The sequence below is a fragment of the Pseudomonas sp. genome (assembly GCF_041601375.1).
GTDB lineage: Bacteria > Pseudomonadota > Gammaproteobacteria > Pseudomonadales > Pseudomonadaceae > Aquipseudomonas.
Genome location: NZ_JBFIIG010000096.1, coordinates 1 through 16,043, shown reverse-complemented (window position 1 = coordinate 16,043; position 16,043 = coordinate 1). Strand labels below are relative to the sequence as shown.

Genomic DNA, 16,043 nt, shown 5'->3' with positions numbered 1-16,043 from the left:
CGGGTCAGCCCGGGACGCCTGGGCGCCTTGATCGCCCTGTACGAACACAAGGTGTTCGCCCAGAGCGCGATCTGGGGCACCAACGCCTTCGACCAGTGGGGCGTGGAGCTGGGCAAGCAGCTGGGCCAGGGCGTCTATGCGCGCCTGGTCGGCAGCGAGCAAGGCGCTGCCGAGGACGGTTCGACCCAGGGCCTGATCGACTTCTTCCGCGGCCGTCATCGCGGCTGATCGGGCAGCGCCGGGGCCGCAGCAAAGCACGCCCTGGCAAGGCTCTGAGGTTGTGAACATGTCCAGCGCCGGCGCGAGACCGAGTGCCTGAGGATTGGCCTGCCGCTGCGGCCGGTGATCCTTCCGTACTTGGCGGCCGCCCACGATGTGGTAAAACTTCAAGACTATAAGCGCTACCTGACGACACCGCCCATGCCCCGCACCGCCCGCATCCCCGATCCGTCTTACGAGCTGATGGACGGCCATGAAGGCCATTCGCTGATCTACCGTCAGCATGGTTTCCCCTGCCCGCTGGTGCGCTGGCATTTCCACAAGGAATACGAGCTGCACCTGATCACGGCCAGCTCGGGCAAGGTGTTCATCGGCGACTACATCGGCAATTTTTCCCCGAACACGCTGTTTCTCACCGGCCCCGGGCTGCCGCACAACTGGATCAGCCAGCTGGACGAAGGCGAGCTGGTGGCCAAGCGGGACATGCTGGTCAACTTCACCGACGAGGTGTTGGAGCGTGGCACCGCGGTGTTCGCCGAGCTGAAGGGGCTGGCACCGTTGTTGGCACGTGCTCCGTTCGGCATCGAGTTCCACGACCCGTCGGTGATCCGCGCCGCCGGGGAGTTGATGGCGAAGATCGCCGACAGCCAGGGCATGACCCGCCTGGGGCATTTTTTCATTTTGCTCGAGCAGCTGGCGGCGACCGAGAATTACCAGTTGCTCTCCGGCGTGACCTCCTCGGAGCTGGCCGACGAGCACCACGTCGAGCGGATCAACCGGGCGGTGGATTACATCTTCCAGCATTACGCCCAGGAGCTCAGCCAGGAAGAAGTCGCCGAGCACGTCGGCATGACCCCGACCTACTTCTCGCGCTTCTTCAAGCAGGCCACCGGGCGCGGCTTCGTCGAGTTTGTCAACCGGTTGCGGGTGAGCAAAGCCTGCGAGCTGCTGAGCAAGAGCGACAAGCAGGTAACCGAGGTCTGCTTCGAGTCCGGTTTCAGCAATATCTCCAACTTCAATCGGCGCTTCCAGCAGCTCAAGGGCATGACGCCATCCGCTTACCGCAAGCTGGTGGTGCAGCGATTGACCGAACAAAACCTGTACTGAATTCGCGCGCCGTCCTCCTCTCGTGAAACCCTGAAAAGCCCATTTATGCTGGGTTATAGGCCGGTTTCGCCTCCATGCAGGCCCTCTGCTGAGTGCAAAAAAGTATCAGTTGTTGTGCGGTCAAGGATTTGTCCGCGCCGGCGTACGGGGGTGTAATCCAGTCCGAGCAATACAAAAACAATAAACGTTCTTCTGTAGCCGCCTCGGCGCAGGAGTGGAGTTCAAAAATCATGAACCACTCAGTAAAAGCACTCGTTGCCGCCTCATGCCTGTCCCTCACCGCGTTTGCCCAGGCCGCCGAAACCCTGACCATCGCCACGGTCAACAACAGCGACATGATCCGCATGCAGCGGCTGGCCAAGACCTTCGAAGCGCAGAACCCGGAGATCAACCTCAAGTGGGTGGTGCTCGAGGAAAACGTTCTGCGCCAACGCCTGACCACCGACATCGCCACCCAGGGCGGCCAGTTCGACGTGCTCACCATCGGCATGTACGAAGCGGCGTTGTGGGGCGAGAAAGGCTGGCTGGAGCCGATGACCGATCTGCCTGCCGATTATGCCCTCGATGATGTCTTCCCCTCGGTGCGCGATGGCCTGTCGGCCAACGGCAAGCTCTATGCCCTGCCGTTCTACGCCGAATCCTCGATCACCTATTACCGCACCGACCTGTTCGAACAGGCCGGCCTCGAGATGCCCGAGCGCCCGACCTGGGAGCAGATGCGCGAGTTCGCCAGCAAGCTGCACAAACCCGACCAGGACCAGTACGGCATCTGCCTGCGCGGCAAGGCCGGCTGGGGCGAGAACATGGCGCTGATCACCACCGTGGCCAATGCCTACGGCGCGCGCTGGTTCGATCAGCAGTGGCAGCCCGAATTCGACGGCAAGGAATGGCAAAATGCGCTGAATTTCTACGTCGACACCATGAACAAGTACGGCCCGCCGGGCGCCTCGAGCAACGGCTTCAACGAGAACCTGGCGCTGTTCAACAGCGGCAAGTGCGGCATGTGGGTCGACGCCAGCGTGGCCGGCTCCTTCGTTACCGATGAGTCGCAGAGCAAGGTCGCCGACGCGGTCGGTTTCACCTACGCGCCGCAGCAGGTGACCGACAAGGGCTCAGCCTGGATGTATTCCTGGGCGCTGGCGATTCCCACCAGCTCCAAGTCCAAGGATGCGGCCAAGACCTTCAGCGCCTGGGCCACCTCCGCGCAGTACGGTGAGCTGGTCGCCGAGCAGGACGGCGTGGCCAACGTGCCGCCCGGCACGCGGGCCTCGACCTACAGCGAGGCCTATATGGCGGCGGCACCCTTCGCCAGAGTCACCCTGGAGTCACTGAAGCAGGCCGACCCGACCAATCCGTCGCTCAAGCCGGTGCCCTATGTCGGCATCCAGCTGGTCACCATCCCCGAATTCCAGGCCATGGGCACCCAGGTCGGCAAGCAGTTCGCCGCTGCCCTGACCGGGCACATGACGGTCGACCAGGCCCTGGCCGCGGCGCAGCAATCGACGCTGCGCGAAATGAAGCGTGCGGGCTATCCGAAGTAGCCCACTGCCATCGACAGAACCGGCATCGCGCATGCTCTCCGGCATGCCGCTGCCCGACCATTCGCTCACCTGATTCAATACGGAGCCGCCATGAACACCTCGGCCCTCGACACTCCCGTCCTGCCCGCGCCAGTGGCCGCCAAGCGCCGCTCGCTCAAGCCGGGCTGGTTTCTGGTCAGCCCCTCGGTCGCCCTGCTGATGCTGTGGATGATCGTGCCGCTGGGCATGACCGTTTACTTCTCGCTGATCCGCTACAACCTGCTGTACCCCGGCGAGAACCAATTCGTCGGCCTGGAGAATTTCCAGTACTTCGTCACCGACGCCGGCTTCATGCCCGGCGCGAGCAATACCCTGTTGCTGGTCGGCAGCGTGCTGCTGATCAGCGTGGTGCTCGGCGTGCTGATTTCCGCGCTGCTCGAGGCCGGTGAATTCTGGGGCCGCGGCATCGTGCGGGTGATGCTGATCTCGCCGTTCTTCATCATGCCGACGGTCAGCGCGCTGCTGTGGAAGAACCTGATCTTTCACCCGGTGTCGGGCATTCTCGCCGCCGTTTGGAAGTTCTTCGGCGCCCAGCCGGTGGACTGGCTGGCCCAGCACCCGCTGTTCTCGATCATCCTGATCGTCTCCTGGCAATGGCTGCCGTTCGCCATCCTGATTCTGATGACCGCCATGCAGTCGCTGGACCAGGAGCAGAAGGAAGCCGCGCGTCTCGATGGCGCCGGTCCGGTGGCGATCTTCTGGCACCTGACCCTGCCGCACCTGGCCCGGCCGATCGCCGTGGTGGTGATGATCGAAACCATCTTCCTGCTCTCGGTGTTCGCCGAAATCTTCACCACTACCGGCGGTGGCCCGGGCTACGAGTCGACCAATCTCGCCTACCTGATCTACAACCAGGCGCTGCTGCAGTTCGATGTCGGCATGGCCTCGGCCGGCGGCCTGATCGCGGTGGTGATCGCCAATATCGCGGCAATCGTGCTGATCCGGATGATCGGCAAGAACCTCACAGAGCAGAAATGAGGCCATGACCATGCTGACCCTGAAACAATCCCGCCGCCTGCACAGTGTGCTGCTCGGCACCCTGGCCTGGGCCATCGCCGCGCTGATCTTCTTCCCGATTCTGTGGATGATCCTCACCAGCCTGAAGACCGAGATCGATGCCATCGCCATGCCGCCGCAGTTCTTCTTCAGCCCGACCCTGGAGAACTACCTGCTGATCAACGAGCGCAGCGACTACTTCAGTTTCGCCTGGAACTCGGTGCTGATCTCCTTCGCCGCAACCATCCTGTGCATGCTGATCGCGGTGCCGGCGGCCTACTCCATGGCCTTCTTCGAAACCCGCCACACCAAGCGCACGCTGCTGTGGATGCTGTCGACCAAGATGCTGCCGCCGGTGGGCGTGCTCATGCCGATCTACCTGATCGCCAAGAGCATGGGCCTGCTCGACTCGCGCATCACCCTGATCGTCATCTACACCCTGATCAACCTGCCGATCGTGGTGTGGATGATCTACACCTACTTCAAGGACATCCCGGTCGACATCCTCGAGGCGGCGCGCCTGGACGGCGCCACCACCTGGCAGGAAATCGTCCGCGTGCTGCTGCCGATCGCCCGCGGCGGCCTGGCCTCGACCATGCTGCTGTCGTTGATCCTGTGCTGGAACGAGGCCTTCTGGTCGCTCAATCTGACCAGCTCGGCCGCCGCGCCACTGACCGCCCTGGTCGCTTCCTATTCCAGCCCCGAAGGGCTGTTCTGGGCCAAGCTCTCCGCCGTTTCCACCCTCGCCTGTGCGCCCATCCTGATCTTCGGCTGGATCAGCCAGAAGCAGCTGGTGCGTGGCCTGTCGTTCGGCGCTGTCAAATAACAAGAGGATACGTTCATGGCTGATCTGAAGATCCGCAACCTGAAAAAAGGCTTCGACGGCACCGCCATCATTCAGGGTGTCGACCTGGATATTCGCGACCGCGAGTTCGTGGTGTTCGTCGGTCCGTCCGGCTGTGGCAAGTCCACCCTGCTGCGCCTGATCGCCGGCCTGGAGGAAGTCAGCGGCGGCACCATCGAACTGGATGGCAAGGACATCACCGACATGGCCCCGGCCAAGCGCGACCTGGCCATGGTGTTCCAGACCTACGCGCTCTACCCGCACATGACCGTGCGCAAGAACCTGTCCTTCGCCCTCGACCTGGCCGGTGTGGCGAAAAGCGAGGTGCAGGAAAAGGTCGGCAATGCCGCGCGCATTCTCGAGCTGGCGCCGCTGCTCGAGCGCAAGCCCAAGCAGCTCTCCGGCGGCCAGCGCCAGCGCGTGGCGATCGGCCGCGCCATCGTGCGCAACCCGAAGATCTTCCTGTTCGACGAGCCGCTGTCCAACCTCGACGCCGCCCTGCGCGTGCAGACCCGCCTGGAGCTGGCGCGGCTGCATAAGGATCTGCAGGCGACCATGATCTACGTGACCCACGATCAGGTCGAAGCCATGACCCTGGCCGACAAGGTGGTGGTGCTCAACGGCGGTCGGGTCGAGCAGGTCGGCTCGCCGCTGGAGCTCTATCACCACCCGGCCAACCTGTTCGTCGCCGGCTTCCTCGGTACGCCGAAGATGGGCTTTCTGCGCGGTGTCGTCAGCCGCTGCGACGCGACGGGCTGCGAGGTACAGCTGGAAAGCGGCGCGCGGGTGCCCCTGGCGCAGAGCGCCGGGCATCTGGCGATCGGCAGCCCGGTGACTCTCGGCGTGCGGCCCGAGCACCTCAATGTGGTGGCCGCCGGCCAGGGCCGCATGCAGGTCATCGCCGATGTCAGCGAGCGCCTGGGCAGCGATACCTTCTGCCATGTGCGCAGCCATTCCGGGGAAATGCTCACCGTGCGCGTGCGCGGCGATTTTTCTCCGGGCTATGGCGAGGCGCTGGAACTGGCCTTCGAGCCCGCGCATTGCCACCTGTTCGACGCCGACGGCCAGGCCATCGGCAAACGACTGCAGCAGGCCGCTTAACAGGCCGTTGAAAAATGCAGGATCGCCCACGCAGGTCGTTTTTCAACGGCCTGTTGGGGCGTAAACCGACCACCCAGGACTACCGATGAAACTCAATCGCCAGCATCTTCCGCTGCTCGGCGGCGCTATCGCGCTGCCTACTTATCAGCCCGCAGCGACTCGTCAGGGCATCGTCCATATCGGCGTCGGCGGCTTTCACCGCGCCCATCAGGCGGTCTACACCGATGCCCTGATGAACCAGGGCGAGGCGCTGGACTGGAGCATCTGCGGCGTCGGCCTGCGCGCCGAGGACCGCGCCATGCGCGATGCCCTGGCCGCCCAGGACTACCTCTATACCCTGGTCGAACTCGGCGACCGGCCGGGTCTGCCGGTGCGGGTGATCGGTGCGATCAGCGGCATGCTGCTGGCCGAGGATTGCGCCCAGGCGCTGATCGACAAGCTGGCCGATCCGGCGATCCGCATCGTCTCGCTGACCATCACCGAAGGCGGTTACTGCATTGACGACAGCAGCGGCGAATTCCGCGCCGAGCTGCCGCAGATCCAGTACGACCTGGCCCATCCCGAGGCGCCGCGCAGCGTGTTCGGCTTTCTCTGCGCCGCCCTGGGCCGACGCCGCGCCGCGGGCACCGCGGCCTTCACCCTGATGTCCTGCGATAACCTGCCGCACAACGGCGCGGTGACCCGCAAGGCGCTGCTCGGTTTCGCCCGTTTGGCCGACCCCGAGCTGGCCGTCTGGATCGAGGCCAACGTCAGCTTCCCCAATGCCATGGTCGACCGCATCACGCCGATGACCAGCGCCGCGCACCGTCAGCAGTTGGCCGTCGAGCATGGTCTCGACGACGCCTGGCCAGTGGTCTGCGAGCCCTTCGTGCAGTGGGTGCTGGAGGACAAGTTCGTCGCTGGCCGCCCCGCCTGGGAAAAGGTCGGCGTGCAGTTCACCGACGACGTCACGCCCTACGAGGAGATGAAGATCAAGCTGCTCAACGGCGGTCACCAGGCGCTCGCTTACCTTGGCGCCATGCTGGGCCATCGCTACGCCCACGAGACCATGCAGGACGAGCAGCTGCGCGAATATGTACGCGCCTACATGGATAAGGACGTCACGTCCTATCTGAAGGAGGCGCCGGGGATCGACCTGGAGGCGTACAAGGACAGCCTAATCGAGCGCTTCTCCAACACCGGCATCTGCGATCAGCTGAGCCGCATCGGTTATGACGGCTCGTCCCGGCTGCCGAAGTTCGTGCTGCCGACCTTGCTCAAACAGATCGAGGCGGGCGTACCGTTGCACCGCACGGCACTGATCGTGGCCGCCTGGTGCCAGTACCAGACGGGGATCGACCAGCACGGCAATCCCTTCGAGGTCGGCGATCCCTGCAGTGCGCAGGTGCAGCAGGCGGCCCGTCCGGGCGACGACCAGGTTGAGCGCTTTCTCGCGATGGACGAGGTGTTCGGCCGCAGGATTCCCGAGTCCGCCGCCTTTGTCGAGGCCTTCCGGCTGCAACTCGAGCGCCTGCAGACGCTGGGCGTCCGGGCCACCCTCGAGCTGACGATGGCCCAATGATGTTTGCGATTTTCGATATGGACGGGCTGCTGATCGATTCGGAGCCCGTCTGGATGGCCGCGCAGAGGGACCTGATGCGGGAGCTTTTCGACGTCTGTCTGAGCGATTCGCAGCTTCACGCCTTTCGGGGGCGTAGTAGCCGTGACTTCTGTCAGGCCATGGCCGCCTGGCATGCCGACCGGGGTGTCGACGCAAACGCGCTGCTCGACCAGTTGCTCGGCAGGATGTTGGAGGCCATCACCGACGCACCGCTGATGCCCGGAGCGCGGGAGCTGATCGACTGGCTTGCCAAGCAGAAAATTCCGACAGCCATCGCCTCGTCTTCCCCGCTGGCCTTCATCGAGGCGGTCGTCGAGCGACATTCCCTGCCGATAGGGGTGCTGGTTAGCGGTAATCAAGTGCCGCGGTCCAAGCCCCATCCGGCCGTCTTCGAACGGGTCGCAATGTGTCTCAGTGCCGACCCTGCTCAATGTCGCGTGTGGGAGGACTCGGTCAACGGTGTTATTGCCGCGCGGGCCGCCGGTATGGTCGTGACCGCGGTGCCGGACGCCGGCCACCCGGCGCCACAACAATTCAGCATCGCCGATCGGATTCACCTCAACCTGCACGACAGTTTGGCCGAGCTGCAGGCCGAGTGCCGGCTGGCACGCACAGAACAACAGGAGACATCATGCCCAGTTCGTTAGAACAACTTAAAAGGCTGAGTACCGTCGTCGCCGACACCGGTGACCTCGACGCCATCCGCCGCTTCGTGCCCCAGGATGCCACCACCAACCCGTCGTTGATCCTCAAGGGGGTGCAGTCGGGTCAGTACGACGCGCTGCTCGACGAAATCGTCGCCGCGGTGCGTGAGCATAATGGCACGCGGGAAGAAGCCGTCGACGAAGCCTGCGACCGTCTGGTGGTGGCGATGGGCGGTCTGATTCTCAACCATGTCCCCGGCCGGGTCTCGACCGAAGTCAATGCTCGGCTGTCGTTCGACAAGGATGCCAGCATCGCCAAGGCGCGCCGGCTGGTGGCCCTGTACGAAGAGGCCGGAATCAACCGCGAGCGGATCCTGATCAAGCTCGCCTCCACCTGGGAGGGCATTCGTGCCGCCGAGGTGCTGGAACGCGAGGGCATCGAGTGCAACCTGACGCTGGTCTTCAGCTTCGCCCAGGCCCGCGCCTGCGCCGAGGCGGGTGCCTTCCTGATCTCGCCATTCGTCGGTCGCATCCTCGACTGGTTCCGCAAGGCCAATCCCGGAACGGACTACGCCCCCGACGAGGAACCGGGTGTCCTGCAAGTGCGGGAGATCTATCGCTATTTCCGCCGCCACGGCTACGCCACCGTGGTAATGGGCGCGAGCTTCCGCAACAGCGGGGAGATCCGCGCGCTGGCCGGTTGCGACCGCCTGACCATCAGCCCCGCGCTGCTTGAGGAGCTAGCTGGCGCCGGAAACAGGATGGAGCGAGTGCTGTCCGACAGCGGCGAGCGCGCCGAGCGTCCGGCTCCGATCTCGGAAGCCGAGTTCCGTTGGCAGCTTAACGAGGACGCCATGGCGACCGAGAAACTGGCCGAAGGCATCCGCGGCTTCGAAGCGGATCAACGCAAACTTGAAGCGCTGCTGCGCGAGCGCCTGGTCGGGAGTGCCGCATGAATGCTCCCGAAGCCTGCAACAAACTGAACCGCCGCACCCTGGCCAACGCCGTCCGGGCCCTGAGCATGGACGCGGTGCAGCGCGCCAACTCCGGCCACCCTGGCGCGCCGATGGGCATGGCCGATATCGCCGAGGTGCTCTGGCGAGACCACCTGCGTCATAACCCGGCCAACCCGGACTGGCCCGACCGCGACCGCTTCGTGCTGTCCAACGGCCACGGATCGATGCTGCTCTATAGCCTGCTTCACCTGAGCGGTTACGACCTGCCGCTCGACGAACTCAAGCGCTTCCGGCAGCTGCACTCGAAGACCCCCGGCCACCCCGAATACGGCTACACCGCCGGTGTCGAGACCACCACCGGCCCGCTCGGTCAGGGGCTCGCCAATGCCGTCGGCCTAGCACTCGCCGAACGGACTTTGGCGGGACAGTTCAACCGCCCCGGCCACGCCATCGTCAATCACCACACCTACGCCTTTGTCGGCGACGGTTGCCTGATGGAGGGGATATCCCACGAGGTCTGCTCGCTGGCGGGCACGCTGGGGCTCGACAAGTTGATCGTGTTCTACGACGACAACGGCATCTCCATTGACGGTGAGGTCGAAGGCTGGTTCAGCGACGACACCCCGGCAAGATTCCGCGCCTATGGCTGGCACGTGATCGAGGCGGTCGACGGCCACGACGCTGCAAGCATCGACGCCGCGGTGCAGGAAGCCAAGCAGAGCGCTCGCCCGAGCCTGATTTGCTGCCGCACCACTATCGGCTTCGGCTCGCCGAACAAGGCCGGCAGCCACGACTGCCACGGCGCCCCGTTGGGCGATGATGAGATCGCCGCGACCCGTGAGGCGCTGGGCTGGCCGTATGCGCCCTTCGAGGTGCCCGACGATATCCGGGCGGCTTGGGACAGGCGCGACGCCGGTGCTGGCCTTGAGCGGGACTGGCTGCAGCGTTTCGAGGCCTATCGCGCGGCTCATCCGCTGCTGGCCGCCGAATTCGAGCGGCGCGAGGCCGGCGAACTGCCGGCGAACTGGAAGACGTTAAGCCAGGAGCTGCTGCGTAACTGCCAGCAGCAGAGCCGGACTCTGGCGACCCGCAAGAGCTCGCAGCAGGTGCTGGAGGCGCTGGGGCCCGTGTTGCCAGAGCTGCTGGGCGGCTCGGCGGACCTGGCTCCGTCCAACCTGACGCAGTGGTCCGGTTCGCAAGCCGTCTCGGCCGAAATCGCGGGGGGCAACTATATCCATTACGGTGTACGCGAGTTCGGTATGAGCGCGATCATGAACGGCCTGGCGCTGCACGGCGGTTTCGTTCCGTATGGCGGTACCTTCCTGATGTTCATGGAGTACGCCCGCAACGCCGTGCGCATGGCGGCGCTGATGGGGATCCGTAGCATCTTCGTCTATACCCACGACTCCATCGGCCTCGGCGAGGACGGCCCGACTCATCAGCCAATCGAGCAAATCGCCAGTCTGCGTCAGACGCCGAATCTGGACACCTGGCGCCCCTGCGATGCGACCGAAACCGCCGCCGCCTGGTGCAGCGCATTGGAGCGAACCGACGGCCCGAGCGCGCTGGTGCTCTCGCGGCAGAACCTGCCGGCGCAGCCACGGGATGAGCAGCAGCTTGGCGACATCAGCCGTGGCGGCTATATCTTGAGCGACTGTACGGGAGTCCCGCAGTTGATTCTGCTGGCTACTGGCTCCGAAGTGGCGCTGGCACTGGCAGCAGCCAAGCGACTGGCAGGCAAAGGCCTGGCAGTGCGGGTGCTGTCGTTGCCTTGCGTCGAGCGTTTCGCGCAGCAGGATGCGGCCTACCGCGATGCGGTGCTGCCGCCGGCGGTACGCGCGCGGGTGGCGATCGAGATGGCCCAGCCGGACGGCTGGTATCGCTGGGTCGGCCTCGATGGCGCGGTGATTGGCATGTCCACCTTCGGAGAATCGGCACCGGCGGCAGACCTGTTCGCCCACTTCGGCTTCACGATCGAACGGGTGGAGACCGAGGCGCAGGTCGTGCTGGCCCGATTGGACGGGAGGACCTAAGCATGTACTTGGGCATCGATTGCGGAACCCAGGGCACCAAGGCGCTGGTGCTGGACGCCGACAGCGGTCGGGTGCTCGGCGAAGGCAGTGCCGCGCACCGGCTGATTAGCGCTACCAACGGCAAGCGCGAGCAGCATCCAGCCGATTGGCTGCTGGCGTGTGAGCAGGCCACCCGCGCCGCCCTGAAGCAGGCCGGGGTACCCGGCAGCGCCATTCTTGGTGTCGGCGTGTCCGGCCAACAGCACGGCCTGGTGTTGCTCGATGAGCAGGGCGAGGTGCTGCGGCCGGCCAAGTTGTGGTGCGATACCGAATCGGCGCCGCAGAATCGGCGCCTGCTCGACTACCTCGGTGGTGAGGCGGGTTCGCTGGAGCGTCTGGGCGTGGCCATCGCCCCGGGTTACACGGTGTCCAAACTGCTCTGGACCCAGGAGCAGCACCCTGACGTCTTCGCTCGCATCGCCCATATCCTGCTGCCCCACGACTACCTCAACTACTGGTTGAGCGGCCGTTGCTGCAGCGAGTATGGCGATGCTTCCGGCACCGGCTATTTCGATGTGCGCCGGCGCTGCTGGGACACCGCCTTGCTCGAGCATATCGATCCGTCGGGGCGCTTGGTGGCGGCCCTGCCGGAGCTCGTCGAATCCGGTCGTTGTCTCGGCCCGCTGCGTCCGCAAGTCGCCCAGCGCCTGGGGCTCAACCCGAGTGCGCTGGTGGCCAGCGGCGGTGGCGACAACATGATGGGTGCCATCGGTACCGGCAACATCCGTCCGGGTGCGATCACCATGAGCCTGGGCACATCCGGCACCCTGTACGCCTATGCCGAGCAGCCGCAGGTCAGCCCGCACCCACAGGTCGCCAGTTTCTGCTCGTCCTCCGGCGGCTGGCTGCCGTTGATTTGCACCATGAACCTGACCAACGCCACTGGCGCCATCCAGCAATTGCTGGAGCTGGACCTGGCCAGCTTCGGTGCCCTGGTGGCACAAGCGCCGATTGGCGCCGAAGGGGTGTTGATGTTGCCGTTCCTCAATGGCGAACGGGTGCCGGCCTTGCCGAATGCCAGCGCCAGCCTGGTCGGCATGACCAGCGACAACCTGACCCGCGCCAACCTCTGCCGGGCTGTGGTCGAGGGCACCAGCTTCGGCCTGCGTTATGGCCTCGATCTGTTGCGCGCCAGCGGTATCGAGAGCCGCAGCATCCGCTTGATCGGTGGCGGTGCGAAAAGCCCGATATGGCGGCAGATCGTCGCCGACATCATGGCCACCCCGCTGGTCTGCCCGCGGCATACCGAGGCGGCGGCCCTGGGTGCGGCGATCCAGGCGGCCTGGAGTCTGGCCCATGAGCAGGGCCGCGACACCGGCCTGGACGAGCTGTGTGCCACCTGCGTCAGCCTCGATGCCAGCAGCGAAACCCTGCCGGATCCCGAGCGCAGCGCGCGCTACGAGCAGGTGTACCAGCGCTATCGCGAGCAGGTGGCGCAGTTGCCATAAGCGCCCGGCCGGCCTGGCGGACGAAGCTGAATCCGGCGCATGCGCGCCTCACTCTGATGCGGAGATAGTTATGTACCTGGTGTGTGGCGAAGCCCTGTTCGATTTTTTCAGCCTGGAACCCGGCGCGCGCAGCAGCGAGCTGGACTTCAAGGCGCTGGCCGGCGGCTCGCCCTTTAACGTCGCGGTCGGCCTGCGCCGCCTCGGCAGCGATGCGGCGCTGTTCACCGGTATCTCCAGCGACTACCTCGGCGCCCGCCTGCGCCAGGTATTGGCCGAGGAGGGAGTGTGCGGCGATTACCTGATCGCCAGCGACGCGCCGACCACCCTGGCCATGGTCGGCGTGGATGCCCAGGGCTCGCCGCAGTACAGCTTCCGCGGCGAGGGCTGCGCCGACCGCCAGCTGCGCCGCGAGCACCTGCCCGCATTGGATGCGCGGGTGCGTGGCCTGCATGTCGGCTCCTACTCGCTGGTGGTCACCCCGGTCGCCGACACCCTGTTCGAGCTGGTCGGCCGCGAATGCGAGCGGCGCCTGATCAGCCTCGACCCCAACGTGCGGCTCAACGTCGAGCCGGATATCCAAGTGTGGCGTCGGCGTATCGAGGCCTTCGCCGCCCACGCCCACCTGATCAAGGTCAGCGAGGAGGACCTGCAGTTGCTCTACCCTGACCAAGACCCGCAGGCGGTGGCCAGGCGTTGGCTCGGCCAGCGCTGCCAGCTGGTGTGCCTGACCCATGGCGGCGACGGTGCCAGCGTGCACAGCCGCAGCCATGGCCACTGGTCGGTGCCGGCTGTTGCGGTGCAGACCCGCGACACGGTCGGCGCTGGCGATACCTTCCAGGCCGCGCTGCTCAGCTATCTGGCCCGCCACGGCCTGGACAGCCCGTCGGGGCTGGCCGGGATTTCCCGCGAACAGCTCGACGCCATGCTCGGGCTGGCGGTCGGGGCCGCGGCGCTGACCTGTTCGCGGGTCGGCCCGGATCTGCCCTATGGGCACGAACTCGACGCGTTCTGATTAACTGCCTCGCCCCTCAGGAGCCGCTATGCCGCACTCTGCCTCATCATCCGACGTCACCCGCCTGGCCAGTTGGCAGGCCCTCGCCGCGCACCGCGAGCAGCTCGACGATTTCAGTCTGCGTCAGGCCTTCGCCGAGGATCCGCAGCGCTTCGCCAAGTTCTCGCTGAACGACTGCGGGCTGTTTCTCGACTACTCGAAGAACCTGATCGACACTCGGAGCCGCGAGCTGCTGGTCGGCCTGGCCAGGGAGGCGGGACTGCCGCAGGCGATCGAGGGCTTGTTCGACGGCGCCCTGGTCAATGGTTCGGAACAGCGCCCGGCGCTGCACACCGCCCTGCGCCGGCCGATCGGCGACCGGGTGCGGGTCGACGGCATCGACGTGATGCCCGAGGTGCAGCGCGTGCTCAACCGCATGAGCGAGCTGGTCGGCAAGGTGCACAACGGCCTGTGGCGCGGCTACACGGAAAAGCCGATCACCGACGTGGTCAACATCGGCATCGGCGGCTCCTTCCTCGGCCCGCAGCTGGTGTCCGAGGCGCTGCTGCCGTTCGCCCAGCGCGGCGTGCGCTGCCATTACCTGGCCAATATCGACGGCAGCTCGTTCCACGAGCTGGCGGCCAAGCTGCACGCCGAAACCACCCTGTTCATCGTCTCGTCGAAGACCTTCAACACCCTGGAAACCCTGAAGAACGCCCAGGCCGCGCGCAGCTGGTACCTGGCCCAGGGCGGCAGCGAGGGCGAGTTGCACCGGCACTTCATGGCGGTATCGAGCAACCGTGAGGCGGCCATGGCGTTCGGCATCCGCGAGGAGAACATTCTGCCGATGTGGGACTGGGTCGGCGGGCGCTACTCGCTGTGGTCGGCCATCGGCCTGCCGATCGCCATGTCGATCGGCATCTCCAACTTCAAGGAGCTGCTGGCCGGCGCCTACCGCATGGACGAGCACTTCCAGAGCGCGCCCTTCGAACGCAACATGCCGGTGCTGCTGGCCTTGCTGGGCATCTGGTACGGCAATTTCTGGGGCGCGCAGAGCCACGCGATCCTGCCCTACGACCATTACCTGAGGAACATCACCAAGCACCTGCAGCAGCTGGACATGGAGTCCAACGGCAAGCGCGTGCGCCAGGACGGCAGTCCGGTGACCACGGCCAGCGGCCCGGTGATCTGGGGCGGCGTCGGCTGCAACGGCCAGCACGCCTATCACCAGTTGCTGCACCAGGGCACCCAGCTGATCCCGGCGGATTTCATCGTGCCGGTGAGCAGCTACAACCCGGTCGCCGACCACCACCAGTGGCTGTTCGCCAACTGCCTGTCGCAGAGCCAGGCGCTGATGCTCGGCAAATCCCGCGACGAAGCCGAAGCCGAGCTGCGCAGTCAGGGCCTCGGTGACGACCAGGTGCAGCGCCTGGCGCCGCACAAGGTGATCCCCGGCAACCGGCCGAGCAACACCCTGGTGCTCGAGCGGGTCAGCCCGGGACGCCTGGGCGCCTTGATCGCCCTGTACGAGCACAAGGTGTTCGCCCAGAGCGCGATCTGGGGCACCAACGCCTTCGACCAGTGGGGCGTGGAGCTGGGCAAGCAGCTGGGCCAGGGCGTCTATGCGCGGCTGGTCGGCAGCGCGAAAGACGCTGCCGAGGACGGCTCGACTCAGGGCCTGATCGACTTCTTCCGCGGCCGTCATCGCGGCTGACCGGACGCCGCCAGGGCGGCGGTAAAGCGCGTCCCGCCAACCCTCAGTCCGGCCGGTTAACCCGCTCGGCAGGGGCAGCTGCGCGCAGCAATAACCTCACAGAATCCGCCCTTGGGCGGTTAACCGCAGTACCTCACACAATAAAAACAATCAGGAGCAACCATGAAGATCAGTCTCAACCCTCAGTCATCGCAGCGCGGCGCACCCTGTCTGCTGGCCTTGGCCCTCGGTCTGGCCTTGCCTCAGGCCCAGGCATTGGAGTTCACTGGCTATGTACGCAGCGGCGCCGGTAGTGCGGACGGCAATGGCAGCCAGTCATGCTTCCAGTTGCCCGGCGCGCCGTCGAAATACCGCCTGGGCAACGAGTGCGAGCAGTACTCGGAGCTGGATCTGCGCCAGGATCTGCTGACCCTGGACGATGGCTCGGTGATCAGCGTCGAGGGCATGGCGCAGCTGTTCAACGAGTATGGCCATACCCCCGAGTTCACCGGTGAACATGGCTTTTCCCGGATCAATCAGGCATACGTCGAATGGAGCAAGGTGCCGGCGCTCAATGGCGGTTCGCTGTGGGCTGGGCGGCGCTTCTACAAGCGCAACGACATCCATATCTCCGACTTCTTCTACTGGAACCAGAGCGCCACCGGTGCCGGTATCGAGGACTACGAGCTGGGCGGGCTGAAGTACAGCTACGCCTTTTCGCGCAAGGACAGCGTGTTCCAGAAGGAATACATCAACCGTCACGATTTCAACGTCGCCGGCTTCCAGACCAAT

13 protein-coding genes and 1 pseudogene are annotated in these 16,043 nt (G+C 65.4%); all 14 read left to right on the top strand.

Going from position 1 to position 16,043, the window contains the following annotated elements:
• A pseudogene (locus ABZE94_RS13485) lies at positions 1 to 228 on the top strand (glucose-6-phosphate isomerase); the annotation flags it as partial.
• A 192-nt stretch (positions 229 to 420) separates the two neighbouring features.
• Positions 421 to 1,326, top strand: a complete 906-nt coding sequence (locus tag ABZE94_RS13480; protein ID WP_372876025.1) for a helix-turn-helix domain-containing protein — start codon at positions 421 to 423, stop codon at positions 1,324 to 1,326.
• 230 nt (positions 1,327 to 1,556) lie between these two features.
• Entirely contained in the window at positions 1,557 to 2,867 is a 1,311-nt protein-coding gene (locus ABZE94_RS13475) for a sugar ABC transporter substrate-binding protein (protein WP_372876024.1), read from the top strand.
• A 90-nt stretch (positions 2,868 to 2,957) separates the two neighbouring features.
• Entirely contained in the window at positions 2,958 to 3,884 is a 927-nt protein-coding gene (locus tag ABZE94_RS13470; RefSeq protein WP_372876023.1) for a carbohydrate ABC transporter permease, read from the top strand.
• 10 nt (positions 3,885 to 3,894) lie between these two features.
• Complete coding sequence (locus ABZE94_RS13465; RefSeq protein WP_318951306.1) at positions 3,895 to 4,728, top strand: carbohydrate ABC transporter permease; 834 nt, start codon at positions 3,895 to 3,897, stop codon at positions 4,726 to 4,728.
• A 15-nt stretch (positions 4,729 to 4,743) separates the two neighbouring features.
• Positions 4,744 to 5,847 carry an ABC transporter ATP-binding protein gene (locus ABZE94_RS13460; RefSeq protein WP_372876022.1) on the top strand — a complete coding sequence of 368 codons (1,104 nt, stop codon included), beginning with the start codon at positions 4,744 to 4,746 and terminating at the stop codon, positions 5,845 to 5,847.
• A gap of 85 nt (positions 5,848 to 5,932) precedes the next feature.
• Complete coding sequence (locus ABZE94_RS13455) at positions 5,933 to 7,408, top strand: mannitol dehydrogenase family protein (protein ID WP_372876021.1); 1,476 nt, start codon at positions 5,933 to 5,935, stop codon at positions 7,406 to 7,408.
• Positions 7,408 to 8,094, top strand: coding sequence for an HAD family hydrolase (locus tag ABZE94_RS13450; protein WP_372876020.1), 687 nt, complete (start codon positions 7,408 to 7,410; stop codon positions 8,092 to 8,094). The genes ABZE94_RS13455 and ABZE94_RS13450 overlap by 1 nt, the downstream gene beginning before the upstream one ends.
• Positions 8,079 to 9,047, top strand: coding sequence for a transaldolase (tal, locus tag ABZE94_RS13445; protein ID WP_372876019.1), 969 nt, complete (start codon positions 8,079 to 8,081; stop codon positions 9,045 to 9,047). The genes ABZE94_RS13450 and tal overlap by 16 nt, the downstream gene beginning before the upstream one ends.
• Positions 9,044 to 11,080 (top strand): transketolase, encoded by a 2,037-nt coding sequence (gene tkt / locus ABZE94_RS13440; protein ID WP_372876018.1) that lies wholly within the window; start codon positions 9,044 to 9,046, stop codon positions 11,078 to 11,080. Before tal ends, tkt begins: the two co-directional genes overlap by 4 nt.
• A 2-nt stretch (positions 11,081 to 11,082) precedes the next feature.
• Positions 11,083 to 12,567 (top strand): xylulokinase, encoded by a 1,485-nt coding sequence (gene xylB / locus ABZE94_RS13435; protein ID WP_372876017.1) that lies wholly within the window; start codon positions 11,083 to 11,085, stop codon positions 12,565 to 12,567.
• Between the two features lie 70 nt (positions 12,568 to 12,637).
• On the top strand, positions 12,638 to 13,579 hold the full coding sequence (locus ABZE94_RS13430; RefSeq protein ID WP_372876016.1) for a carbohydrate kinase: 942 nt from the start codon (positions 12,638 to 12,640) through the stop codon (positions 13,577 to 13,579).
• 28 nt (positions 13,580 to 13,607) lie between these two features.
• Positions 13,608 to 15,272 carry a glucose-6-phosphate isomerase gene (gene pgi / locus ABZE94_RS13425; RefSeq protein ID WP_372876015.1) on the top strand — a complete coding sequence of 555 codons (1,665 nt, stop codon included), beginning with the start codon at positions 13,608 to 13,610 and terminating at the stop codon, positions 15,270 to 15,272.
• A 162-nt stretch (positions 15,273 to 15,434) separates the two neighbouring features.
• A partial coding sequence (locus tag ABZE94_RS13420; RefSeq protein ID WP_372876014.1) for a carbohydrate porin occupies positions 15,435 to 16,043 on the top strand: 609 nt, incomplete at its 3' end.

What these genes read in the sequence shown, in the direction of transcription:
- ABZE94_RS13465 (WP_318951306.1), top strand. Translation starts at nt 3,895, where the DNA reads ATGCTGACCCTGAAACAATCCCGCCGCCTGCACAGTGTGCTGCTCGGC.
- ABZE94_RS13455 (WP_372876021.1), top strand. Translation starts at nt 5,933, where the DNA reads ATGAAACTCAATCGCCAGCATCTTCCGCTGCTCGGCGGCGCTATCGCG.
- xylB (WP_372876017.1), top strand. Translation starts at nt 11,083, where the DNA reads ATGTACTTGGGCATCGATTGCGGAACCCAGGGCACCAAGGCGCTGGTG.
- ABZE94_RS13460 (WP_372876022.1), top strand. Translation starts at nt 4,744, where the DNA reads ATGGCTGATCTGAAGATCCGCAACCTGAAAAAAGGCTTCGACGGCACC.
- ABZE94_RS13450 (WP_372876020.1), top strand. Translation starts at nt 7,408, where the DNA reads ATGTTTGCGATTTTCGATATGGACGGGCTGCTGATCGATTCGGAGCCC.
- tal (WP_372876019.1), top strand. Translation starts at nt 8,079, where the DNA reads ATGCCCAGTTCGTTAGAACAACTTAAAAGGCTGAGTACCGTCGTCGCC.
- pgi (WP_372876015.1), top strand. Translation starts at nt 13,608, where the DNA reads ATGCCGCACTCTGCCTCATCATCCGACGTCACCCGCCTGGCCAGTTGG.
- ABZE94_RS13470 (WP_372876023.1), top strand. Translation starts at nt 2,958, where the DNA reads ATGAACACCTCGGCCCTCGACACTCCCGTCCTGCCCGCGCCAGTGGCC.
- ABZE94_RS13480 (WP_372876025.1), top strand. Translation starts at nt 421, where the DNA reads ATGCCCCGCACCGCCCGCATCCCCGATCCGTCTTACGAGCTGATGGAC.
- ABZE94_RS13475 (WP_372876024.1), top strand. Translation starts at nt 1,557, where the DNA reads ATGAACCACTCAGTAAAAGCACTCGTTGCCGCCTCATGCCTGTCCCTC.
- ABZE94_RS13430 (WP_372876016.1), top strand. Translation starts at nt 12,638, where the DNA reads ATGTACCTGGTGTGTGGCGAAGCCCTGTTCGATTTTTTCAGCCTGGAA.
- tkt (WP_372876018.1), top strand. Translation starts at nt 9,044, where the DNA reads ATGAATGCTCCCGAAGCCTGCAACAAACTGAACCGCCGCACCCTGGCC.